19 protein-coding genes are annotated in these 21,785 nt (G+C 71.1%); 8 read left to right on the forward strand and 11 right to left on the reverse strand.

The genetic code is table 11. The annotated features are described in order from the left end of the window. Nucleotides 1–41 precede the first annotated feature (41 nt). Nucleotides 42–899, reverse strand: a complete 858-nt coding sequence (gene map, locus ACFYWY_RS01300) for a type I methionyl aminopeptidase (RefSeq protein ID WP_389177775.1) — start codon at nt 897–899, stop codon at nt 42–44. A 58-nt stretch (nt 900–957) separates the two neighbouring features. Between map and ACFYWY_RS01305 the strand changes: the two genes are divergently transcribed. Next, entirely contained in the window at nt 958–1,191 is a 234-nt protein-coding gene (locus ACFYWY_RS01305) for a hypothetical protein (RefSeq protein WP_389177778.1), read from the forward strand. A gap of 117 nt (nt 1,192–1,308) precedes the next feature. Here the strand turns inward: ACFYWY_RS01305 and ACFYWY_RS01310 are convergent, their stop codons facing one another. After that, on the reverse strand, nt 1,309–2,592 hold the full coding sequence (locus ACFYWY_RS01310) for an MFS transporter (protein WP_389177781.1): 1,284 nt from the start codon (nt 2,590–2,592) through the stop codon (nt 1,309–1,311). Between the two features lie 62 nt (nt 2,593–2,654). Further along, nucleotides 2,655–3,260 carry a hypothetical protein gene (locus tag ACFYWY_RS01315; RefSeq protein WP_389177784.1) on the reverse strand — a complete coding sequence of 202 codons (606 nt, stop codon included), beginning with the start codon at nt 3,258–3,260 and terminating at the stop codon, nt 2,655–2,657. 94 nt (nt 3,261–3,354) lie between these two features. Here ACFYWY_RS01315 and npdG point away from each other — a divergent pair, with 94 nt between their 5' ends. Beyond that, on the forward strand, nt 3,355–4,068 hold the full coding sequence (gene npdG, locus ACFYWY_RS01320) for an NADPH-dependent F420 reductase (RefSeq protein ID WP_389177787.1): 714 nt from the start codon (nt 3,355–3,357) through the stop codon (nt 4,066–4,068). Between the two features lie 95 nt (nt 4,069–4,163). Next, entirely contained in the window at nt 4,164–4,334 is a 171-nt protein-coding gene (locus ACFYWY_RS01325) for a hypothetical protein (protein ID WP_389177790.1), read from the forward strand. A gap of 6 nt (nt 4,335–4,340) precedes the next feature. Here ACFYWY_RS01325 and ACFYWY_RS01330 read toward each other — a convergent pair whose 3' ends face one another. Then, entirely contained in the window at nt 4,341–5,147 is an 807-nt protein-coding gene (locus tag ACFYWY_RS01330; RefSeq protein WP_389177793.1) for a site-2 protease family protein, read from the reverse strand. Nucleotides 5,148–5,331: 184 nt separating this feature from the next. Here ACFYWY_RS01330 and ACFYWY_RS01335 point away from each other — a divergent pair, with 184 nt between their 5' ends. Continuing rightward, nucleotides 5,332–8,802, forward strand: a complete 3,471-nt coding sequence (locus ACFYWY_RS01335) for a BTAD domain-containing putative transcriptional regulator (RefSeq protein WP_389177796.1) — start codon at nt 5,332–5,334, stop codon at nt 8,800–8,802. Between the two features lie 21 nt (nt 8,803–8,823). Here ACFYWY_RS01335 and ACFYWY_RS01340 read toward each other — a convergent pair whose 3' ends face one another. The 4 genes from ACFYWY_RS01340 to panB form a co-directional block, all read right to left on the reverse strand. Then, nucleotides 8,824–9,651: an ABC transporter permease gene (locus ACFYWY_RS01340; RefSeq protein WP_389177799.1), complete on the reverse strand. Its 828-nt coding sequence runs from the start codon at nt 9,649–9,651 to the stop codon at nt 8,824–8,826. Beyond that, nucleotides 9,648–10,649 carry an ATP-binding cassette domain-containing protein gene (locus ACFYWY_RS01345; RefSeq protein ID WP_389177802.1) on the reverse strand — a complete coding sequence of 334 codons (1,002 nt, stop codon included), beginning with the start codon at nt 10,647–10,649 and terminating at the stop codon, nt 9,648–9,650. The genes ACFYWY_RS01340 and ACFYWY_RS01345 overlap by 4 nt, the downstream gene beginning before the upstream one ends. 122 nt (nt 10,650–10,771) lie before the next feature. Continuing rightward, the gene (locus ACFYWY_RS01350) at nt 10,772–11,137 is read right to left on the reverse strand and encodes a cupin domain-containing protein (RefSeq protein ID WP_389177805.1); all 366 of its coding nucleotides are present in this window, start codon (nt 11,135–11,137) and stop codon (nt 10,772–10,774) included. A gap of 152 nt (nt 11,138–11,289) precedes the next feature. Next, nucleotides 11,290–12,150, reverse strand: coding sequence for a 3-methyl-2-oxobutanoate hydroxymethyltransferase (panB, locus tag ACFYWY_RS01355; protein ID WP_389177808.1), 861 nt, complete (start codon nt 12,148–12,150; stop codon nt 11,290–11,292). 159 nt (nt 12,151–12,309) lie between these two features. Here panB and ACFYWY_RS01360 point away from each other — a divergent pair, with 159 nt between their 5' ends. From ACFYWY_RS01360 to ACFYWY_RS01375, 4 genes are all read left to right on the forward strand, one after another. After that, the gene (locus tag ACFYWY_RS01360; RefSeq protein WP_389177811.1) at nt 12,310–13,980 is read left to right on the forward strand and encodes an MFS transporter; all 1,671 of its coding nucleotides are present in this window, start codon (nt 12,310–12,312) and stop codon (nt 13,978–13,980) included. Continuing rightward, nucleotides 13,977–14,687, forward strand: coding sequence for a TetR/AcrR family transcriptional regulator (locus tag ACFYWY_RS01365; protein ID WP_389177814.1), 711 nt, complete (start codon nt 13,977–13,979; stop codon nt 14,685–14,687). The genes ACFYWY_RS01360 and ACFYWY_RS01365 overlap by 4 nt, the downstream gene beginning before the upstream one ends. Before the next feature lie 238 nt (nt 14,688–14,925). Continuing rightward, the gene (locus ACFYWY_RS01370) at nt 14,926–15,960 is read left to right on the forward strand and encodes an endonuclease/exonuclease/phosphatase family protein (RefSeq protein WP_389177816.1); all 1,035 of its coding nucleotides are present in this window, start codon (nt 14,926–14,928) and stop codon (nt 15,958–15,960) included. Between the two features lie 357 nt (nt 15,961–16,317). Then, nucleotides 16,318–17,544 (forward strand): MFS transporter, encoded by a 1,227-nt coding sequence (locus ACFYWY_RS01375; protein WP_389177819.1) that lies wholly within the window; start codon nt 16,318–16,320, stop codon nt 17,542–17,544. Here the strand turns inward: ACFYWY_RS01375 and ACFYWY_RS01380 are convergent. The 3 genes from ACFYWY_RS01380 to ACFYWY_RS01390 form a co-directional block, all read right to left on the reverse strand. Then, complete coding sequence (locus ACFYWY_RS01380; RefSeq protein WP_389177822.1) at nt 17,513–19,267, reverse strand: NAD+ synthase; 1,755 nt, start codon at nt 19,265–19,267, stop codon at nt 17,513–17,515. The genes ACFYWY_RS01375 and ACFYWY_RS01380 overlap by 32 nt on opposite strands. Nucleotides 19,268–19,385: 118 nt before the next feature. Next, complete coding sequence (locus ACFYWY_RS01385) at nt 19,386–21,011, reverse strand: multicopper oxidase family protein (RefSeq protein WP_389177825.1); 1,626 nt, start codon at nt 21,009–21,011, stop codon at nt 19,386–19,388. A gap of 87 nt (nt 21,012–21,098) precedes the next feature. Further along, nucleotides 21,099–21,695: a hypothetical protein gene (locus tag ACFYWY_RS01390; protein ID WP_389177828.1), complete on the reverse strand. Its 597-nt coding sequence runs from the start codon at nt 21,693–21,695 to the stop codon at nt 21,099–21,101. Between the last annotated feature and the right edge of the window lie 90 nt (nt 21,696–21,785).

Below are 21,785 nucleotides of genomic sequence, written 5' to 3' on the forward strand. Positions count from 1 at the left end.
TTCCCGACGGCCTGTCGGTAAAACGCTACCCGGTTCGACGGTCAGGGCAACGTGAGAATCTCGGCCCCGCTCTCCGTCACCACCAGTGTGTGCTCGAACTGCGCGGTCCGCTTCCGGTCCTTCGTCACCACGGTCCAGCCGTCGTCCCACATGTCGTACTCGTGCGTGCCGAGTGTCAGCATCGGCTCGATCGTGAACGTCATGCCCGGCTGAATCACGGTGGTCGCGTGCGCGGCGTCGTAGTGCGGGATGATCAGCCCGGAGTGGAACGACGAATTGATCCCGTGCCCGGTGAAGTCGCGGACCACGCCGTAGCCGAAACGCTTGGCGTACGACTCGATGACCCTGCCGATGACATTGACCTGGCGGCCGGGCCTGACGGCCTTGATGGCGCGGTTGAGGGACTCCCGGGTCCGCTCCACCAGCAGCCGCGACTCCTCGTCGACGTCGCCGCAGAGGTAGGTGGCGTTGTTGTCGCCGTGGACGCCGTTGATGTACGCCGTGACGTCGAGGTTCACGATGTCCCCGTCGCGCAGCACGGTGGAGTCGGGGATTCCGTGACAGATGACCTCGTTGACCGAGGAACAGAGGGACTTGGGGAAGCCGCGGTAGCCGAGGGTGGAGGGGTACGCGCCGTGGTCGCACATGAACTCGTGCGCGACCCGGTCGAGTTCGTCCGTGGTCACGCCGGGCGAGATGTGCTTGGCGGCCTCCGCCATCGCCTGCGCGGCGATGCGACCCGCGATGCGCATCCGCTCCACGGTGTCGGAGTCCTGAACCTCAGGCCCGGTGTACGGGGTGGGCGCGGGCTTCCCGACGTACTCGGGGCGCGGGATGTTTCCGGGGACGGGGCGGATGGGAGAGAGCTCCCCTGGGACGAGCAGCGACTGGCCAGACATGCCAGCGAGTCTAACCAGGGGCCATGGGGCAGCATGGCTCCAGAGGAAGGAGCCGACGATGGCCCTGTTCAAGAAGCGCACGGTCGGAAAGCCGGGCGAGTGGTACTACTGCCTCGAGCACAAGAAGGTCGAAGAGGGCCCGGAGTGCCCTGCGAAGAACCGCTTCGGTCCGTACGCGTCGCGCGGGGAGGCGGATCGCGCGATGGAGACGGCGCGGGAGCGGAATCTGGAGTGGGAGAACGATCCCCGCTGGCACGATGCCGCCCGCCCGTCCGACGACGACCCCGTGTAACGGGTACCGGGTCCGTGCTGCTGGGGCTCCGCCCCAGACCCCGCGCCTCAATCTCCGGCGGGGCTTAATTTGCCCCGCCGGATATCCAGCCGTGGGGCCGGGAAGCGGAGTCCCGGGTCAGACCGCGGCCGCCTCTCGCTGCGCGCGCCTTCGCACCGCGTCCTCGTCCGTCTCCGCGTCGTACGTCAGCAGCTTCGGCAGCGCCGCCGCCAGCAGCCCCACCGCCGCCACGCACGCCACGCCCCCGCTCCAGATCGCCGGTCGCGTGCCCGTCCAGCCCGCCATCGCGCCCGCGCGGACCTGGCCCAGCTGCGGGCCGACGCTGTACGAGAGCACTTCGATGCCCGCCAGACGGCCGCGTAGTTCCTCCGGGATCGTCTGGTTCCAGATCGTCGAGCGGCCCAGGCCGCTCAGCATGTCGCCCGCGCCCGCGAACGCCAGGCACAGCAGCACCAGCCAGACGTTCGAGAACCAGCCCGCCGCCGCGATCGCCAGGCCCCAGCCTGCCGCGCCGAAGACCACGAACAGGCCGTGCCGCCGCACCCGGGACGTCCAGCCGCTGGTCAGGCTCAGCAGCACCGAGCCGACCGAGCCCGCCGCGTACATCAGGCCCAGCGCCCACTCCGCGTCCAGGTCGTCCGCGAGGAACGGGAAGATCGTGTTCGGGAAGGCGAAGAACATCGCCGCCAGGTCGATCGCGTACGTCCCCAGGAGCACCGGACGGGACCAGGCGTAACGCGCCCCCTCCGCGATGCCCCGCAGCGACGGCTTCTCCGCGTCGTGCGCCGGCGGGGCCGAGGCCAGCCGCAGGCACAGCAGCACGGATGCGACGAAGCCGACGACCGTGATCGCGTACGCCGGCGCATGACCCGCGTACGCCACCACCAGACCCGCCAGGGCCGGGCCCACGATCGCGCCCAGCTGCCAGCGCAGCGCGTTGAGCGCGGCCGCGGCCGTGAGCTGGTCGTGCGGGACGATGCGGGCCATCAGCGAGTCCAGCGCCGGGCGTTGCAGACCGGCCAGCGCGGAGACTCCGGCCGCGACCAAGTACAGCGGCCACAGCATCGGATCCGGGAGCAGCGCGTTCACCAGCAGGATCACGGCCAGCAGGCCGAGACCCGCCTCGGTGCCGAGGATCAGCTTGCGGCGGTCGACCGCGTCGGCCAGCGCCCCGCCGTAGAGCCCGAAGACCACCAGCGGCACCAGCTCCACCGCACCCATCACGCCGACCGCGAGCGGGGACCCGGTGAGGTCCTTGATCTGGAGCGGCAGCGCGACCATCGCCATGAAACTGCCGAAATAGGTGACGATGCCCTGGATCCACAGCAGCCGGAAGTCGCGGGACGAACGCCAGGGCGACAGGTCGGGCAGGATCGCGGAGAGCCTGGAGGTCTTGGTCACAAGGTGCCATGGTCCGTGCCTGTGGTGGCCCCGAGCAACTTGATTTACCGGCGTGGCGGGGTCTACCAGCGCGTCGGCGGCGGCGACGTCAGCTGGTCCGCGAGGCGCGACAGCCGGTCCCTGAATCTCCGCCGTCCCCGCGCCACCGGCAGGCTGTTCTCCCCGGCCGCCGCGCTGACCAGATGCTGCACCGTGTCGATGTCCACCTCGTCCGCCCGCTCCGCCACCGTCAGCGCCTCGTGCGCCAGACCGTGCACTTCGGGGTCCCCGCCGTCCAGCGCCAGCACCGTCGCCCCGGCCCGCCGCGCGTCGTGCACCCGCTCCAGCAGACCCGCGTCCGGCCGCGCAGGCGCCACCACCAGCAGGGTCTCGCCCCGCCGCGCCCCCTCCAGCCTGCCGAGGCCGACCGCCAGCTGCGCAGGGTCGCCGGGCCGCACCCGGTGCCGTACGAGCGTCGGCGTCAGCTCCGGCTGCCCGGACCAGGCCGCCTCGTCCACGAGATGCGCGGCCAGATGCCACGGCTCGTACTCCTCGGTCCCCACCAGCAGCAGCCCGCCGCCCTGCGGCACGACGGAGGACCGCAGCACCCCCGCGAACCTCCGGGTCGCCGCGGGCCACCCCGTGCCGGCCAGGACCTCGCGCAGCAGCGCGACGCGTACCGCATCCATGGCCCGCATCCTGCACCCCAGCCGCGCCGGACGGGGCTGTGGTGCGAGCGGCTCACCCGTTCGGGTGCCCATACCAGGAAGTAGGGTCGGGCCCATGACTTCTACTGACAGTGCAGGCACCGCGCCGAAGGCCCCGGCCAAGGATCCCTGGGACCTCCCCGACGTGTCCGGCCTGGTTGTCGGCGTCCTCGGCGGCACCGGCGACCAGGGCCGCGGGCTCGCGTACCGGCTGGCCAGGGCCGGGCAGAAGGTGATCATCGGATCCCGCGCCGTGGAGCGCGCCGAGACCGCTGCCGCCGAGCTGGGCCTCGGCATCGAGGGCGCCGACAACGCGGAGTGCGCGCGGCGCAGCGACGTGGTGATCGTGGCCGTGCCCTGGGAAGGGCACGCCAAGACCCTCGAGACGTTGCAGAAGGAGCTCGCGGGCAAGCTCGTCGTCGACTGCGTCAACCCGCTCGGCTTCGACAAGAAGGGCGCGTACGCACTCAAGCCTGAGGAGGGCAGCGCCGCCGAGCAGGCCGCGGTCCTGCTGCCCGACTCGCGGGTGACCGCCGCCTTCCACCATCTCTCCGCCGTGCTGCTGCAGGACGCATCGGTCGAGGAGATCGACACCGATGTGATGGTGCTGGGCGAGTCGCGCGCGGACACCGACATCGTGCAGGCGCTGGCGGGCCGCATCCCCGGCATGCGCGGAGTCTTCGCGGGCCGGCTGCGAGGCGCCCACCAGGTCGAGGCGCTGGTCGCCAACCTGATCTCGGTGAACCGCCGCTACAAGGCGCACGCGGGTCTGCGCGTCACCGACGTGTAGACGGTGCGCTCGCCGGCGTGTGGGCGGTGCCGTCGCCGACGGGGCATGGGGGACACTGGGCGGGACGTACAACACCCGACAGGAGCCGTACCCCCATGCCCCGCCTCGCTCTCTACTCCCTGATCGTCTGCACCCTCGCCGTCGTCGCGGCCGTGGTCTCCTTCGCGCAGGGCAGCTGGCTCGGCATCGTCTGGGTGCTGCTCGCGGGGCTTGCCTCCAACATGACCTGGTACTACCTGCGCCGGGCGAAGACCACTACCGGCTGACGACCACTACCGGCTGACGACCGCCTCACAGCCGGGGTTCCGGTCGCTCCAGAACTGGTAGAAGTCCTGGCCGCAGTAGCTGTAGTCCTCATGCACGCCGAGCCCGCTCAACACCGCGTCTATCACGCCGAAGAACGCGAGGTTCACTTCGGGGATGAACAGGATGCCGAAGACGGCGAGCAGCCCGAACGGTGCGTACGGCTCGACCTGGCGGCGGATCTTGTACGAGAGCCAGGGCTCGATCACGCCGTAGCCGTCAAGGCCCGGCACCGGCAGGGAGTTCAGAATCGCGGCCGTGATCTGGAGCAGCGCGAGGAACGCCAGCGCGAACCGGAACACCATCGGCACCCCGTCCAGCGCGCCCAGCCAGAACGGTGCGGTGCACACGACCGCGAACAGCAGATTCGTCAGCGGCCCCGCCGCCGAGATCAGGCTGTGCTTCCAGCGCCCGGTGATGCGGCCGCGCTCGATGAAGACCGCGCCGCCCGGCAGACCGATGCCACCCAGGATCACGAACAGCACGGGCAGCACGATGCTGAGCATCGCATGGGTGTAAACGAGGGGATTGAGCGTCAAGTACCCCTTCGTCCCAATTGAGATGTCGCCGCTGTGCAGCGCGGTGCGGGCGTGCGCGTACTCGTGCAGACAGAGCGAGACGATCCATGCCGCGGTGACGAACAGGAACACGGCGATCCCCGGGCTTGCCGCGAAGTCCGTCCACACCGCCCAGCCGGTCACCGCCATCACGGCGGCGATTCCGAGGAAGACCGGGCTGATCCTCCGGTCGCTGTGGCGGCTTGTGGCGGTGGTCATGGGCGCGGCTCCTGAAGACTGGGGGTCCCCCCACGCCCGCCAGGGCGTAGGGGGAGGGACGTGCGGATCGACCGTACCGGTGGCGTGGGGTGAACGTCCCGTGGATGCGGCCTGGTTCCTGCTGCCCTGGTTCCCGCCGGTTATTGCTGCGCGGGTCCGGTTGCCCACCAGTGACAATGGGCGGGTGCACTATCGGGTACTCGGCACCACTCAGGCTCTCCACGACGACGGCACGTCCGTCGCGCTCGGCGGTGCGCGGCTGCGCGCGCTGCTGGCGGTACTGGCGCTGCGGCCGGGGCGTACGGTCCCGGTCGGCGTCCTCGTCGACGAGGTGTGGGCCGGCGATCCGCCGGCCGACGCGGGGGGCGCGGTGCAGGCGCTCGTCGGGCGGCTGCGGCGGGCGCTGGGGCATGCGGCGGTGGCGTCGGCCGCCGGCGGAGGTTACCGGCTGTGTGCCGACAGTGACGATGTGGACCTGCACCGTTTCGACCGGCGTGCGGGGGAGGGGGCGCGGGCGCTGGAAGAGGGCGACGCGGTGAAGGCGGCGGCGCTGTTGGACGACGCGCTCGCGCTGTGGCAGGGGCCGGTGCTGGCCGATCTGCCCGACCGTACGGCCGAGGCCGCGCGCTGGGAGGCCCGTCGGCTGGACGCCCGCCGCGCACGCCTCGCGGCGGCGCTGGCGCTCGGCCGGGCGGAGGAGGCGCTGCCGGAGCTCGCCGCGCTGTGCGAGGAGCACCCGATGGACGAGCGGCTGCAGGTGCTGCGGCTGCGGGCGTTGCGGGACGCGGGGCGTGCGGCGGAGGCGCTGACCGCGTACGAGGGCGTGCGCCGCGAACTCGCGGATCGCTTGGGGGCGGACCCTGGCCGCGAATTGCGCGCGCTGCACGCGGAGTTGCTTTCCCCCACCCCGCCCCATCCCGTAACTGGGGGCAAGCCCCCAGACCCGCCCCCTACGCCCTGCGGGCGTGGGGGGACCCCCAGTACGCCCTCCGGGCGTGTCCTCAATCGCCGGACGGGCTCCATTGGAGCCTCTGGGGGTCCCCCCGGACGAAGTCTGGGGGAGATTGAGGCGCGGGGTCCGGGGCGGAGCCCCGGGCGGGGTAGACGCGGGAACCTTCGGGCCCGGCTTACCTCCTTCGTCGGGCGTGACGCCGACATCCACGCCATCCACGACGACCTCCGCCACGCCCGGCTCGTCACGCTGCTCGGGCCCGGCGGGGCCGGGAAGACCCGGCTGTCGCAAGAGGCCGCAGAGCGGGCCGTCGACGGGGCGGGGGAGCGGGAGAACCCCTGGCCCGACGGCGTCTGGCTGGCCGAACTCGCGCCCGTGGACGACCCCGAGACCGTGCCAGAGGCCGTCCTCACCGCGCTCGGCGCCCGCGAGACCGTGCTGCGCGGCGCCGGTGCCGAGGAGCTGCGGGCCGCCGAGCGGCACAGCGACGACCCCCTGGTGCGGCTGGCCGAGCACTGCTCACGCCGGCGCATGCTGCTGCTCCTCGACAACTGCGAGCATGTCGTCGGCGCCGCCGCCACGCTCGCCGAGCGGCTGCTGGAGAGCTGCCCGGGCGTCACGGTGCTGGCGACCAGCCGTGAACCGCTGGGCGTACCCGGCGAGTTGGTGCGCCCGGTCGACCCGCTGCCCGACCCGATGGCGCTGAAGCTGCTCGCCGACCGCGGCGCCGCCGCCCGGCCCGGCTTCCGTATCGACGCCGATGAGGCCACCGCCGCCGCGGCCGCCGAGATCTGCCACCGCCTCGACGGACTGCCGCTCGCCATCGAACTCGCCGCCGCTCGGCTCCGGATGCTCACCCCGCGTCAGATCGCCGACCGTCTCGACGACCGCTTCCGCCTGCTGACCAGCGGAAGCCGTACCGTACTGCCGCGCCAGCAGACGCTCCGTGCCGTCGTCGACTGGTCCTGGGACCTGCTCGACGACGCCGAACGCGCTGTCCTGCGGCGGCTGTCCGTCTTCGCGGGCGGCTGCGACCTCTCCGCCGCGGAGGCGGTCTGCGCGGACGCCGGCGAGGACCGCGGCAGCCTGGACGTCGCCGACGCGCTCGGCTCGCTCATCGACAAGTCCCTCGTCGTGGCCGCCCCGACGCCCGACGGGCAGATGCGCTACCGCCTCCTCGAAACCGTCGGCGAGTACGCGGCCGAGCGGCTCGACGAGGCCGCAGAGCGCACCGCGGTCGAGCGGCAGCACCTGCTCTACTACCGGGAGTTGGCCCGCACCACCGACCCCCTCCTGCACGGCCACGGCCAGCGCGCCGCCGTCGACCTGCTGCAGCTGGAGTACGAGAATCTGCGCACCGCGCTGCGCCGCGCCGTCGCCGCCCGCGACGAGCAGGAGACACTCCACCTCGTCCTCTCGCTGGCCTGGTACTGGCAGATGAAGGATCTGCGCACCGAGGCCAGGCACTGGACCACCGCCGCGGGCGAACTCGGTCCCGACCCGTTCGCGCCGCCGACCGCACCCGCGCCGCCGGTCTTCGAGCGCTTCACGGACGCGCCGCCGCCCATGTCGCCCGAGCTGCTGCAGGAGGCCAGGCGTTGCTCGGCGCTGATCGGGATGGTCTTCATGGACTACGACATCGACGAGTGGACCTCGCCTCAGAGGCTGGAGCGGCTGCGCAGGGTCACCGAGGTCTACCGGCCCGGGCTGCCGCAGACCTGCCGGCCCCCGGGATCGCTCTGGTTCTACGCCGTCGTGATCACCGGGGACACCGAGCAGCTCAAGGAGTTGCTGAACGAGACCGTCGAGGCCTGCCGCGCAAACGGATACGAATGGGAGCTCGCCGCATCCCTCCAGACGCGGGCCAATGTCCTCGCCAACCGCAGTGAGTGGGCCGGCGACGCGGCCACCGACGCCAACGAGTCGCTGGAGATCTTCACCCGGCTCGGCGACGCCTGGGGCGCGGCCGAGGCCCTGTCCGCACGCGGCGAGGCGCACGAGCGGCGCGGTGAATACCTGCTCGCCGCCGAGGACTTCAGGGCCGCCATCGCGTACGCGGAGCAGATCGGCGCCCAGGCCCAGACAGCCGTGCTGAGCACCCGCCTCGGCGGCAACCTGATGGAGACGGGCGAGGGCGAGCGCGGCGAGGCGCTCATCCGCGAGGTGCTGGCCACGGGCACGAGCGTGGGGAACGAGTCGACGGCCATGGCCCGGCTGCTGCTCGCGCTGTGGCTGGGCCGCACCGGCCGCGGCCAGGAGGCGCGCGCCGAGATCGAGGTGCTGCTCGCGCAGTTCAGGCCCAACACCTTCGCGATCTTCGAGGCCATGGTGATCGGCTTCCTCGGCTGGCTGGACTTCCTCGACGGCCACTACGAGCTGTCGCTGGACCGGGTGCGTACCGCACTGGTCAAGGCGCAGGATCCGCTGACCCGGATGGTCGCCCCACAGATGCCGTCGGTGTACCTGGTGACTGCCGCCGGGGCGCTGGCCCTGGGCCGCACGGAGCGCGCGCCGGACGCGGCCCGGCTGCTCGGCGCGTCCGACGCCCTGCTGCCGCCCGGCCACTTCGCGCCCCGGTACGAGCGGGACAACAGAGCCGCTTGCGAGTCCGCGGTGCGCGCCGTGCTCGGCGAGGCCGCCTACGAGGCGGCGTACGCCGAGGGCGGCGGCCTCACGCTCGATGAGGCCGCCGCCCTGGTGTAAGCGTGTGACCCTGCGTCAGGATCAGGTCTTCCTGCGGAACTTGGCGACCGCGAGCGGCGCCGTGACCGCCGTGATGACCGCAGCCCAGCCGAGCGTCATCCACACGGATTCGGCGACCGGGCCGCCGTTGACCAGATTCCGTGCGGCGTCCGCGAGGTTGGAGAGCGGGTTGTAGTCGGTGAAGGTCTGCAGCCAGCCGGGCATCGTGGTCGGCGGGGCGAAGATCGACGACCCGAACTGCAACGGCATCAGAACGAGCATGGCCACTCCCTGGACGGCCTGGGCCGTCTTCATGGTGAGACCGAGCAGAATGAAGATCCACATCAGCGAGGCGCCGAAGACCGTGGACAGGCCGACCGCCGCGGCCAGTCCGAGGACCGAGGTGTGGATCTGCAGGCCGAGCAGGAAGCCCATGGCGAGCAGGATGGCGGTGGCGACCAGCATCCGGCCGATCTCGACCACGATCTTCGCGACGAGGACGGAGGAGCGGGCGATCGGCATGGACCGGAAGCGGTCCATCACGCCCTTCTTGAAGTCGTCGTTGACGCCGGTTCCGACGGCCATGGCGATGTTCATGCCCATCATCGCCATCAGGCCGGGGATCACATAGTTCACGTACTCCTGCTGGTTGCCCTTGCCGGAGATCGCCCCGCCGAAGACGTACACGAACAGCAGCGTGAAGATGACCGGCATCAGCAGGACGTCGAACATCGACTCCGGGTCCTGCTTGATCTGCATGACGTTGCGGCGCACCAGCGCGCCGATGTGCCGCGCATTGGCCCGCAGGCCTATCCGGCCCTCGCCGGGAAGCGCCTTGGCCGGCGCAGCACTGATCGTCGCCGCGCTCATGCCGCGACCTCCTCGGGAATCGTGTCGGAGATCTCCGACGCCAGGGTCTTCTCGCCGGTGATCGCCAGGAACACCTCGTCCAGGCTGGGCAGATGGGTGCCGATGTGCGCGATGCCGAAGCCGCGGGCGCCCAGCAGGCCGACCACCGCGGTCAGTTGCTCGTCGCTGAGGATCGGCACGTACAGCAGCCCCTCGTCCGGGACGGCACGCGCCCCCGCGAGCCCGTCGAGGCCGGCGGCGGCGATCGCCTCCGCCATCGCGGACAGCTGCGCCGGATCGCTGGGCCGTATCTGCAGGGTGCGGCCGCCGACCTTCGCCTTGAGCTCGTCCACCCGGCCGTTGGCGATGACCCGGCCGCGATCGATGACGGTGAGCTCGCTCGCCAGCTGCTCGGCCTCCTCCATGTACTGGGTGGTGAGCAGTACGGTCGCCCCGTCCGCGACCATCCGCCGCACCTCGTCCCAGACCTCGTTACGGGTCCGCGGGTCCAGGCCCGTCGTCGGCTCGTCCAGGCACAGCACCGCCGGGCTGCCGATCATCGAGGCGGCCAGGTCGAGCCGCCGCCGCATGCCGCCGGAGTACTGCATCGCGGGCCGCTTGGCGGACTCGGTGAGCGAGAAGCGCTCCAGCATCTCGTCGGCGCGGCGGCGGGCGTCCTTGCGGGACAGGTCGAGCAGCCGCCCGATCATGTAGAGGTTCTCCCAGCCGGACAGCTTCTCGTCGACCGAGGCGTACTGCCCGGTGAGGCCGATGGTGCGGCGCAGCTGCCGCGGCTGCCTCACCACGTCGTATCCGGCGACGACGGCATGGCCGGCGTCCGGGACGACGAGGGTGGAGAGGCAGCGTACGAGTGTGGTCTTGCCGGCGCCGTTGGGGCCGAGGACGCCGAGGACCGTGCCCTCGCGCACGTCCAGGTCCACCCCGTCCAGCGCCTTCGTCTCGCCGTAATGCTTTACGAGGCCTCGTACCTCGACGGCGTTCTTGTCGATTCGCGTCATGCCCTACACGGTTCCAGCCGCCACCGACAGACTGCCGACAGATCACCGACAAGCCGGTGACAGCCGCACCGACAATGGGGGAGTAGCTGGTCAGGCCCCGTGAAACTGCACGAGGAGCAGAGCTACGCGGGCTTGGCGTAGTCCCCGAAACCGGCCCAGTCGAGGAAGACGCACGGCTCGTCCCCCACCACCCACGCGTCATGGCCGGGTGCGATGGAGAGGAAGTCGCCGGGTCCGGTGTCCACGGACTCGCCGTCGTCCATGACGATCGTCATCTTCCCGCTGATGACGTACCCGACGTGAGCGGCCTGACAACTCTCGGTGCCCGCAATGGGCTTGACGTGCTTGGACCACTGCCAGCCCGGCTCGAACACGGCCCTGCCCACCGGGCCCTGGTCGGTGGTGAGAAGGGCCACCTTCCCCTTGCCCTCTTCGAAGGGCCGGGTTTCGTCGGCCGAGTCGAAGTTCCTGGAAACGATTCCGGTCATGGTCATCCGCCTCCCGGCGGAGAGTGAGCGGCCCCGAGTGTCAATTCCAGGCTACGCCGGGGCCCCTCGGGGGTCTTCCGCACGCCGACAGCCCGCCGATGGGGGATGTCGGCGGGCTGTCGTCTGTGCCGGGGGTGGCCGGTGGGTGGTGCTCAGTGGAAGGTGTGCTCCTCCTGCGGGAACGCACCGCCGACGACGTCGTCGGCGAAGGCCTTCGCGGCGTCGCCGAGCGTCTGGCGCAGGTTGGCGTACTGCTTGGTGAAGCGCGGCACCTTGCCGCCCGTCAGACCGGCCATGTCGGTCCAGACGAGGACCTGGGCGTCCGTGTCGGGGCCCGCGCCGATACCGATGGTCGGGATCTGCAGGCTGCGGGTGATCTCGGCGGCGACCTCGGCCGGGACGAGCTCCAGGACGACAGCGAACGCGCCCGCGTCCTGCGCCGCCTTGGCGTCGCGGACCAGCCGATGGGCGGCCTCGTCGCTGCGGCCCTGGACGCGGTAGCCCATGGTGTTGACGGACTGCGGGGTCAGGCCGAGGTGCGACATGACCGGGATGCCTGCCTGGACGAGCAGTTCGGTCTGCCCGAGCGAGCGCTCGCCGCCCTCCAGCTTGACCGCGCCGACGCCCGCGTCCTTGACCAGCCGGGTGGCGCTGCGCAGGGCCTGGACGGGGCCTTCCTGGTACGAGCCGAAGGGGAGGTCGCCGACGACGAGAGCCCGCCTGGTGCCCCGTACGACGGCGGCGGACAGCAGCGTCATCTCGTCCATCGTGACCGGGACGGTGGTCTCGTAGCCGAGATGGACGTTGCCCATGGAGTCGCCGACGAGCATGACCGGGATGCCGGCCTCGTCGAAGACGGACGCGGTCATCGCGTCGTATGCGGTGAGCATCGGCCACTTCTCACCGCGCTCCTTGGCGGCGGCGAGGTCGTGGACGGTGATACGGCGAGTGCCCTTACCGCCGTACAGCGCCTTGCTGCTGTCGGTGGGCTTCTGGGCAGCCTGAAGCGTCATGGCTAACGGCTCCTTCGTCATCTCGAGGCGCCCTCACGGCGTCCCCGGATCACCCCCATGGTGGCACCTCGTGCCGCTCCGGCGGAAGGGGACCCGTACGTTGGGTAGAGTGACCTATACGAGACGGTCTCGTATCGAAATTAGGCTAGGCAGGGGATCATGTCGACTCCGTCCGGCCCACCTGCCCCACCCCGCATACCCGAGGCCGTCCACCGGCGGCGCTGGGCGATCCTCACCGTCCTGATGTTCAGCCTGCTCATCGTCGTGCTGGACAACTCGATCCTGAATGTGGCGGTCAGAACGCTCGCCAGCCCCGAGCCCGCCGGCATCGGCGCGACCCAGAGCGAGCTGGAGTGGGCGATCAACTCCTACACGCTCGTCTTCGCGGCGCTGCTGTTCACCGCGGGCCTGTTCGGCGACCGCATCGGCCGCAAGAAGGTGCTGTTCTTCGGCGTCGCGGTCTTCGGCGCGGGCTCGGCCCTCGCGGCGTTCGCCGGCTCGCCCGGCGAGCTCATCGCGTACCGCGCGGTGATGGGCCTCGGCGGGGCCTGCGTGATGCCGGCGACCCTCGCCGTGCTGATGGACGTGTTCGAGCCCCAGGAGCAGCCCAGGGCCATCGGCATCTGGGCGGGCAGCGTCGGCGTCGGCATGGCCATCGGCCCGATCACCGGCGGGCTGCTCATCGAGCACTTCTGGTGGGGCTCGATCTTCCTGGTCAACGTGCCGGTCGTGGTCGTCGCGCTGATCGCGACGGCGCTGCTCCTGCCGGACTCCAGGGACCCGAACCCCGGGCGTATGGACCCGATCGGCGTAATGCTGTCGGTCATCGGCCTGATCCTGCTGGTGTACGGCATCATCCGCGGCGGCGAGCTGGCGGACTTCTCGACGCCGTCCGTGCTGCTGCCGATGCTGGGCGGTCTGGTGGTACTCGTCTGGTTCGTACTCCACGAGAGGCGCAGCGACCATCCGGCCATCGACCTCACGTACTTCAAGCGGCCCGCCTTCGCGGCGGCGGTCACGGCGATCGCGCTGGTCTTCTTCGCGCTGACGGGCGTGACCTTCTTCTCCGCGTTCTATCTGCAGAGCGTGCGCGGCTACGGCGCGCTGGAAGCGGGCCTGCTCATTCTGCCGCTGGCCGTGGCGCAGATGGTTGTCTCGCTGCGCGCGCGGCTGATCGTCGACCGGTTCGGGGCGCGGACGGTGTGCACGGTCGGCATGCTGCTGGTCGCCATGGTGCTGGGGGCTTTCGTGATGTTCGACGCCTCGACCCCGCTGTGGGTGATCGAAGCGGTCCTCTTCGTGCAGGGCTCTGCGATGGCGCTCATCACGCCCCCGGTGACGGTCTCGGTGATGCAGTCGCTGCCCCGCGAGAAGGCGGGGTCCGGCTCTGCGGTCAGCAACACCTTCCGCCAGGTCGGCGGGGCACTGGGTGTCGCGGTGCTCGGTTCGCTGCTGTCCACGCAGTACCGGGGTGCGATCGAGGGGCACCTCTCAGCTGTCCCGATCGGCGCCCGGCAGGCCGCGGGTGAATCGATCGAGGCGACGCTCGCGGCCGCGGAGAGACTCGGCCCGGCGGGCAAGGCGCTGATCGTGCCGGCGAACGAGGCGTTCCTGCACGCGATGCATCTGACGGCGATGGCCTCGGCGGGGGTGGCGCTGATCGGCGCGCTGGTGGTGGCGTTCTTCATGCCGGACGGCCGGATGAAGGAGCCGGCGCCGGACGCCGGGCCGACGCCGGACCGCGGGCCGGAGCTGGAGAGCGCCGAACACGGGCCGGGGCGGACGCTGCCCGACGGCCCGCGGCCCGTCAGCGAGAATTGCCGGCGATGACGAGGGCGAGAGGCGGACCGGACGTGCCGGTGAGGGACCAGCAGGACAACGGCGGCCAGGGCGGCGAGCCCCCGGCTGTCGGGCCCGAGCCGCCCCGCGGCGCCCCAGTCGCCGGGCGGCGTGGGCGGCCCCGCAGTGAGGCCGTCGAGCAGGCCATAGTCGGGACCGTTGTGCGGCTTCTCGAAGACGGCGTGCCCTTCTCCGAGCTCTCCATCGAGCGCATCGCCCGCACCGCCGGTGTCGGCAAAGCCACCATCTACCGCCGCTGGGACGGGAAAGAGGCCCTCTTCGTCGACGTCGTCCGCTCCATGGAGCCCGTGGACCCGCCGCTGCCCGGCACCTCCATACGTGACGACCTCGTCGCGATGATCGAGATGCTGCGCCGACGCGGCCTCGCCAAACGTTCCTCCGCCCTCCTGCACAACGTCTTCGCGCAGATGCAGAGCTATCCCCAGTTGTGGGACATGTACCACCGCACCTCCATCGCCCCCCGCCGCGAGCGGATGGACGAAGTGCTGCGCCGTGGTGTCGCGAACGGGGAGATCCGCGCGGACATCGACTTCGATCTGCTCGGCGATCTCTTCGTCGGCCCGATGCTCGTACGGACCGTGCTGCGCCCCGGGGGCACGCCGGAGGAGGGCAGCGCGGAACGGATCGTCGACGCCGTGCTGGAGGGCCTGCGCCCCGCGGAAGGCCCGCGCCACTGACGCCCCTGCTGACGCCCCTGCTGACGCCCTTCTGACCTCCCTCTGTATGCCCGGCGAGGGGCAAGTCCGAAGTATGCGCGTTCTGTCACAGCGTCCCCACCTGGCCCGTTACGAGGAACCCCGTGCGCCGCCCTGTCGTCATCGGGGCAGAACGGCCGTCCGGCGACGGTGAGGAAAACACCTCCCATCGCCTAGTGTCGACGGCGAGGCGTGACAGCAAGGCAGTGAGGACAGCTCCATGGCGCAGGCGTACAAGACGGAGACCGCCAACGGCACCAACGGCAGCCCCCAGGCCGGGCGCGCCGGAACACGGGTCCGGAGCCTGCTCCAGCGCTGGCGCGGCGACCGCGGCATCTGGCGGCGCGGCGTCGTCCTCGCCTGCTTCGCCGTCCTCATCGCCCTGTTGATGATCCTGCACGCGCAGATCCCCAACCGGATCGGCAACTTGGGCAGCCTCACAGAGACGTTCCTTCCGTGGTTCGGCGCGTTCATCCCGGTGATCCTCGTCGTCGCCGTGCTGCGGCGCTCGGCCATCGCGCTGATCGCCCTGCTCCTCCCGGCCGTTGTCTGGCTCAACCTCTTCGGCGGGCTGATGTTCAGCGACAAGTCGGGCGCAGGCGGCGATCTGACCGTCGCCACGCACAACGTCAACGCCGGCAACCCAGACCCGGAAGGCACCGCAAAGCAGGTCGCCGCCTCGGGCGCGGACGTGGTCGCGCTGCAGGAACTGCCGGTCGGTCAGGTCTCCACCTACGAAAAGGCGCTGGCAGGGACGTACAAGTACCACTCGGTGGAAGGCACGGTCGGGCTCTGGAGCAAGTACCCGATGACCGACACCGCGGACGTGGACATCCAGATGGGCTGGACGCGCGCGATGCGCTCCACCGTGCAGACGCCGAAGGGCGCGGTCGCGTTCTACGTCGCGCACATGCCGTCCGTACGCGTCAAGCTCAACGCAGGCTTCACCGCCAACCAGCGCGACAACAGCGCCGACGCGCTTGGCGAGGCCATCGCCCACGAACGGGTCGGCAAGGTCGTGCTGCTCGGCGACCTCAACGGCACTATGAACGACCGCTCCCTGAACGCCGTCACCTCCCAGATGCGCTCCACGCAGGGCGCGGCGGGCGACGGCTTCGGCTTCAGCTGGCCCGCGTCGTTCCCGATGGCCCGCATCGACCAGATCATGGTGAGGGGCGTCGAGCCGGTCTCCTCCTGGACGCTGCCGCAGACGGACAGCGACCACTTGCCGATCGCGGCGCGCATCAAGATGTGACCTTTCCCCTACCCGCCCCCTTCCCGTAACTGGGGCTTCGCCCCAGACCCCCGTACGCCCTTCGGGCGTTGTCCTCAATCTCCCCCAGACTTCGTCCGGGGGGACCCCCAACGGGCTTACGAGTTCCGCCCGTCCGGCGGAAACTCAAGGTTCGGCCGGGCTTTCAAGCCCCTCCGGCGATTGAGGAGCGGGGTGCGGGGCGGAGCCCCGAAAAAAGCCCCGCCGGCGATTGAGGCGCGGGGGGGGGGCTGGGGGCGGAGACCCCAGTTATGTGACGGCAACCACGTGTTCATCCGTGGGAACAATCGGCGTGCGAGCATTTGTTTCGAAGGAGAACTAACTTCGGAAAGGCACTCCATGCCCCTCGCGCTGCTCGCGCTCGCCGTCTCCGCCTTCGGCATCGGCACCACCGAGTTCGTGATGATGGGCCTGCTGCCCAATGTCGCCGACGACCTGAACACCTCCGTCCCCACGGCCGGCCACCTCGTATCGGCGTACGCGATCGGCGTCGTCATCGGCGCCCCGCTGCTGACCGCCCTCGGCTCCCGCATCCCGCGCAAGCGGATGCTCCTGCTGCTGATGGCGCTGTTCACGGTCGGCAACCTGGCATCCGCCCTCGCTCCCGGCTTCGGCTGGCTGATCGCGGGCCGCGTACTCGCCGGGCTGCCGCACGGCGCCTTCTTCGGCGTCGGCGCGGTCGTCGCGGCGCGGCTGGTCGCGGACGGGCGGCAGGCGCGCGCGGTGGCCACGATGTTCCTCGGCCTCACGGTCGCCAACATCGTCGGCGTACCGGCCGCGACGCTCCTCGGCCAGCACCTCGGCTGGCGCGCCACCTTCCTCGTCGTCACGGTGATCGGCCTGGTCGCGATGGCCGCGCTCGCCCGGCTCATTCCGTACGTGCCCGTGGACGCGCACCAGAGCGTGGGCCGCGAGCTGCGGGCGCTCGGCAACCGTCAGGTGCTCCTCGGCCTGCTCACCGCGGTCTTCGGCTTCGCCGGCGTCTTCGCGGTCTACTCCTACCTCGCCTCCATGACGACCGAGGTGATGGGCTTCGGCGAATCCTCCGTGACCCTGGTCCTCGCCCTCTTCGGCATCGGCATGACGCTCGGCGCACTCGCGGCCGGCCCGCTCACCGACCGGGCGCTGCGCCCCACGCTGTACGGGTCGCTGGCCGCGCTCGCGCTGGTGCTGGTGGCCTTCCGTTTCACCGTGCACATCCAGTGGGCGGCCCTGGTGACGGTCGTGGTGCTCGGCGCGGTCGGCTTCATGACCACCACACCGCTCCAGATGCTGGTCATGAAGAAGGCGCAGGACGCCCCGACGCTGGCCTCCGCCTCCAACCACTCGGCCTTCAACCTCGCCAACGCGGGCGGCGCCTGGCTCGGCGGCGCGGCCATCGCGGCGGGCTGGGGCTGGAGCTCGCCGGCCACGGTCGGCGCCGTCCTCGCGGCGGCGGGCCTGGCGATCGCGGTGACGGCAGGCCTGCTCGACCGTACGCGAACGGGGGCCTCCCGCGTCGTCGCCGCAGGCAGCCCCCGTCCGGAGCGTCAGGTCAGCTCGTCGTCTCCCGCCAGCGGTTCGTGATCGGCAGCCGCCGGTCCTTGCCGAAGCCCTTCGCCGAGATCTTGGTGCCCGGCGGGTACTGGCGCCGCTTGTACTCCGCCGTGTCCACCATCCGCAGCGTCTTCGCCACCAGTTCCTCGTCGAAACCGGCCGCGACGATCGCGTCCTTGCCCTGGTCCCGGTCGACGTACAGCTCCAGGATCCGGTCCAGTACGTCGTAGTCCGGCAGCGAGTCGGTGTCGACCTGGCCGGGACGAAGCTCCGCGCTCGGCGGCTTGGTGATGGACGCCTCAGGGATCGGCGGGGTGTGGCCTCGCTCCTCGGCGGCGCGGTTGCGCCACTTCGCGAGCCGGAAGACCGTCGTCTTGTAGACGTCCTTGATCGGCCCGTACGCGCCGACGGAGTCGCCGTACAGCGTCGAATAGCCCACCGCCAGCTCGGACTTGTTGCCCGGCGCGAGCACGATGTGGCCCTCCTGGTTGGAGAGCGCCATCAGCGTGGTGCCGCGCAGCCGCGACTGGAGGTTCTCCTCGGCGAGACCGGTCAGGCCGAGCGAGCTCATGTACGCGTCGAACATCGGCTCGATCGGCACGGTACGGAAGTTGAGCCCGGTACGGCGGGCCAGCTCGGCCGCGTCGCCCTTGGAGTGGTCGGACGAGTACTTCGACGGCATGGAGATGCCGTACACGTTCTGCGCGCCCAGCGCGTCGCAGGCGATCGCGGCGACGAGCGCCGAGTCGATGCCACCCGACAGCCCGATCAGCACCGACCGGAAGCCGTTCTTGGCGGCGTACGCGCGCAGGCCCACGACCAGCGCGGAGTAGATCTCCTCGTCGTCGTCGAGCCGCTCGGCGTAGCCGCCGGACAGCTCGGCCTCGTACGCGGGCAGCGGCTCCTCGGAGATGACGACATGCTCGATCCGCAGCCCGTCGTCGACCACACCGGACGGGATGCCACCGGCCGCCGGGAGCTCCAGGTCCAGGACGACGCTGCCCTCCGCGAACTGCGGGGCGCGCGCGATGACTTCGCCGTCGGCGCCGACGACGATCGAGTCGCCGTCGAAGACCAGCTCGTCCTGTCCGCCGATCATCGCGAGGTACGCGGTGGTGCAGCCGGCCTCCTGGGCGCGCTTGCGCACCAGCTCCAGGCGGGTGTCGTCCTTCTCGCGCTCGTACGGCGAGGCGTTGATGGAGAGGAGCAGCCCGGCCCCGGCGGACCGGGTGGCCGGGACGCGGCCGCCGTCCTGCCAGAGGTCCTCGCAGATCGCCAGCGCCACGTCGACGCCGTGCACACGCATCACCGGCATGGTGTCGCCGGGCACGAAGTAGCGGAACTCGTCGAAGACGCCGTAGTTGGGCAGGTGGTGCTTGGCGAAGCTCAGCACCACCTCGCCGCGGTGCAGCACGGCGGCGGCGTTCTGCGGCGCGCCGGCGGGCTGCCCGTAGCGGGGCTGGGCCCGCTCGGAGCGGTCGAGGTAGCCGACGACGACCGGCAGCTCGCCGAACCCTTCGTCGTCCAGCCGCACGGCGAGCGCGCGCAGGGCGGCCCGGGACGCGTCCACGAAGGACGACCGCAGGGCCAGGTCCTCCACGGGGTAGCCGGTCAGCACCATCTCGGGGAAGGCGACGAGATGCGCCCCCTGCTCGGCGGAGTGCCGGGTCCAGTGCACGATCGCCTCGGCGTTGCCGGCGAGATCGCCGACGGTCGAGTCGATCTGATTCAGAGCGAGGCGTAGTTGAGGCACGCGCCCAGTGTAATCGTCTGTCTGACGCGATGTCCTGGCGGGGAGGTGTGGGACGCCCCACGCCCCGGAGCGGGAGTGCCGGGGGACCGGGCCCCGGTGAGCCCGGTCCCCCCAGGGACTATTCGCGGTAGGCGACGGTCGTCATCATCCCGGACTCCGAGTGGTAGATGTTGTGGCAGTGCAGCATCCACAGGCCCGGATTGTCCGCGTCGAAATCGATGGTCACCTTGCGGTGCGGCAGGACCGCCGCCGTGTCCTTGCGGGCGCCGGACCCGTTGATGCCCGCGAGGGCGAAGGTGTGGCCGTGCAGATGGATGGGATGCCACATATCCGTGGCGTTGATGAACACCATGCGGACCCGCTCGCCCTCGCGGACGTCATAGAGCCCGTTCGGGGAGTAGGGCTTGTCGTCGAAGGCCCAGTCGTACCGCTCCATGCCACCGGTCAGCTTGATCCTCATCATGCGGTCGGGCCTGCGCCGGGAGAAGGCCACGGACTCGTCGGGCTCGAGGAAGGCGGCCGACTTCAGCACTTTCCGGTCCAGCTCCGCCGGACGCACGTCAGGCTCGGGGAGTGACCCGCCGCCGGTGCGCAGGACGGCCATCGTCGAGGCCTTCTTGCCCTCGGCGAGAGCGGTGAGCGGAAAGACCCCGTCCTCCGCCGTGACCATCACGTCATACCGCTCGCCCATGGCCACGAGCACGGCATCGGTCTCGACGGGGCGGACGGGGAAGCCGTCGGTGTGGGTGACCGTCAGCTTGTGGCCGCCGAGCGCCACCCGGAAGGCCGTCTCGCCGCCGGCGTTGATGATGCGCAGCCGGATGCGGTCGCCGGGCTTGGCGACGAACTGCGAAGGGTCGTCCGGCGTACGCCCGTTGATCAGGTAGTACGGGTAGTCGACATCGCCCGCCTCACCGCCCAGCAGGTTGCTCTTGGTGCCCCTCAGCAACCGGGGCGGGCCGGACGGGCGGGACTCCGGCGACGGCGATGCTGTTGCCGTCGCTGTCGCCTTGGCCTGTGTCACACTCCCGTGGCCGCTGTGCCCGGGGGGCATGCCTTTGCGGAGCTCGGCGAGCACCGCGTCCGGTGTGGAGCCGTCGACCCCGTCCACCCAGTCGTCCAGGAGGAGCACCCACTCCTTGTCGTACGACAGCGGCTCCCTCGGGTCCTCCACGATCAGCGGGGCGTACAGACCGCGGTCCAGCTGCACACCCGTGTGCGGATGGAACCAGTACGTGCCGGGGTCGGCGACCACGAAGCGGTACGTGAACTCCGCGCCCGGGCGGATCGGCGCCTGCGTCACACCCGGCACGCCGTCCATGTCGTTGCGCATCGAGATGCCGTGACAGTGCAGCGAGGTCTCCTGCGGCAGGTTGTTGGCGAGGGTGAGCGCGAGGGTGTCACCCGCCGTGAGCCGTACCTCCTGGCCGGGCAGCCGGTCCCCGTACGCCCACGACTTGACCGTCAGGCCGCCGCCGAGCTCGAGTGGGGTCGCGGTGGCGGTGACCCGTACCTTCCGTTCGGGGCCGGAGCCACGCCCGGCCTCGACCGTCGCGACCTCCTTGCCGTAGGGGGAGACATAGCCTTCCGGGGCGGCGGGCCCGGTGTCGCCGTGATCGGCGCCGTGGCCGCCGCCGCGGCCGCCGTCGTCGGCTCCGGGGGACGTACAGGCGGCCAGAACTCCCATGCCGGCCGCGGCGATCGATGCTCCGAGCACGGAGCGGCGCGTGGTGTGTGTGCGCATGACTGTGTGCACCTCGTGGGGGTGTCGAAGAGTGAACGGAGAAGCGCGTGAACCGCTTGCGACAGGACGCAGGCGATTGACGCGCTCCTATATCCGCAGCACCGACACCCTCGCGAGAACGCCTTTCTGCGGTGGTCCGTTCGCCCACAGCGCGTGCGGTACGCGGGCGAGGGCGGGCACGAGCACCGGGCCCGCCGGGCGGCGCGACGCCAGCCGGGTCACGAGGAGGGCGACGCCGCATGCGGCGAGGACGGCGAGACAGACGGACGCGGGGTCCATGCCGTGATGGCCGGGGGCTTGCGATTCGACGGACTCGTGCGCGTCGGGCACGTGGCCGGAATCGTGCCCGGCGCCGGACTCGCGTCCGGAATCGTGCCCCGGGCCGGATTCCTGCCCGGTGCCGGTGCCGGTGCCGGTGCCGGTGCCGGTGTCGTGTCCAGTTGCGATGCCGCTGCCCGTGCCGTGGCCGTCGGCAGCCGTCGACGCCAGGCCAGGGCCGTGCCCGGGCCCGACCGCCGGCGTCCGGCTCGCACCGTGACCGCTCGCGACCGTCGATGCCCGGTCGAGGCCCTGCCCCGAACCGTGGCCCGAAGGGTGCCCCACCGTATGCATCGTGGCGATGCCGAACAGCAGCGCGACGAACAGCAGCAGCTGTCCGTACCGCGCGCCCCGGGTGATCACCATGAGACGCAGCTTACCCCCGCCCGGTATACGCGGACGTGTGGCCACCACGTGCCCGTTCACCGGGGGCCGGGCAGCGGCCCCGGAACCTGT

Origin of the sequence: Streptomyces sp. NPDC002870, assembly GCF_042888505.1 — a bacterium.
Classification (GTDB): Bacteria; Actinomycetota; Actinomycetes; order Streptomycetales; family Streptomycetaceae; genus Streptomyces.

Coding starts and splice junctions, on each gene's coding strand:
- ACFYWY_RS01365 (WP_389177814.1), top strand. CDS start 13,977: ATGACGAGGGCGAGAGGCGGACCGGACGTGCCGGTGAGGGACCAGCAG.
- ACFYWY_RS01390 (WP_389177828.1), bottom strand. CDS start 21,695: ATGGTGATCACCCGGGGCGCGCGGTACGGACAGCTGCTGCTGTTCGTC.
- ACFYWY_RS01360 (WP_389177811.1), top strand. CDS start 12,310: ATGTCGACTCCGTCCGGCCCACCTGCCCCACCCCGCATACCCGAGGCC.
- ACFYWY_RS01370 (WP_389177816.1), top strand. CDS start 14,926: ATGGCGCAGGCGTACAAGACGGAGACCGCCAACGGCACCAACGGCAGC.
- ACFYWY_RS01315 (WP_389177784.1), bottom strand. CDS start 3,260: ATGGATGCGGTACGCGTCGCGCTGCTGCGCGAGGTCCTGGCCGGCACG.
- ACFYWY_RS01345 (WP_389177802.1), bottom strand. CDS start 10,649: ATGACGCGAATCGACAAGAACGCCGTCGAGGTACGAGGCCTCGTAAAG.
- ACFYWY_RS01340 (WP_389177799.1), bottom strand. CDS start 9,651: ATGAGCGCGGCGACGATCAGTGCTGCGCCGGCCAAGGCGCTTCCCGGC.
- ACFYWY_RS01325 (WP_389177790.1), top strand. CDS start 4,164: ATGCCCCGCCTCGCTCTCTACTCCCTGATCGTCTGCACCCTCGCCGTC.
- ACFYWY_RS01385 (WP_389177825.1), bottom strand. CDS start 21,011: ATGCGCACACACACCACGCGCCGCTCCGTGCTCGGAGCATCGATCGCC.
- npdG (WP_389177787.1), top strand. CDS start 3,355: ATGACTTCTACTGACAGTGCAGGCACCGCGCCGAAGGCCCCGGCCAAG.
- map (WP_389177775.1), bottom strand. CDS start 899: ATGTCTGGCCAGTCGCTGCTCGTCCCAGGGGAGCTCTCTCCCATCCGC.
- ACFYWY_RS01375 (WP_389177819.1), top strand. CDS start 16,318: ATGCCCCTCGCGCTGCTCGCGCTCGCCGTCTCCGCCTTCGGCATCGGC.
- panB (WP_389177808.1), bottom strand. CDS start 12,150: ATGACGCTTCAGGCTGCCCAGAAGCCCACCGACAGCAGCAAGGCGCTG.
- ACFYWY_RS01350 (WP_389177805.1), bottom strand. CDS start 11,137: ATGACCGGAATCGTTTCCAGGAACTTCGACTCGGCCGACGAAACCCGG.
- ACFYWY_RS01305 (WP_389177778.1), top strand. CDS start 958: ATGGCCCTGTTCAAGAAGCGCACGGTCGGAAAGCCGGGCGAGTGGTAC.
- ACFYWY_RS01330 (WP_389177793.1), bottom strand. CDS start 5,147: ATGACCACCGCCACAAGCCGCCACAGCGACCGGAGGATCAGCCCGGTC.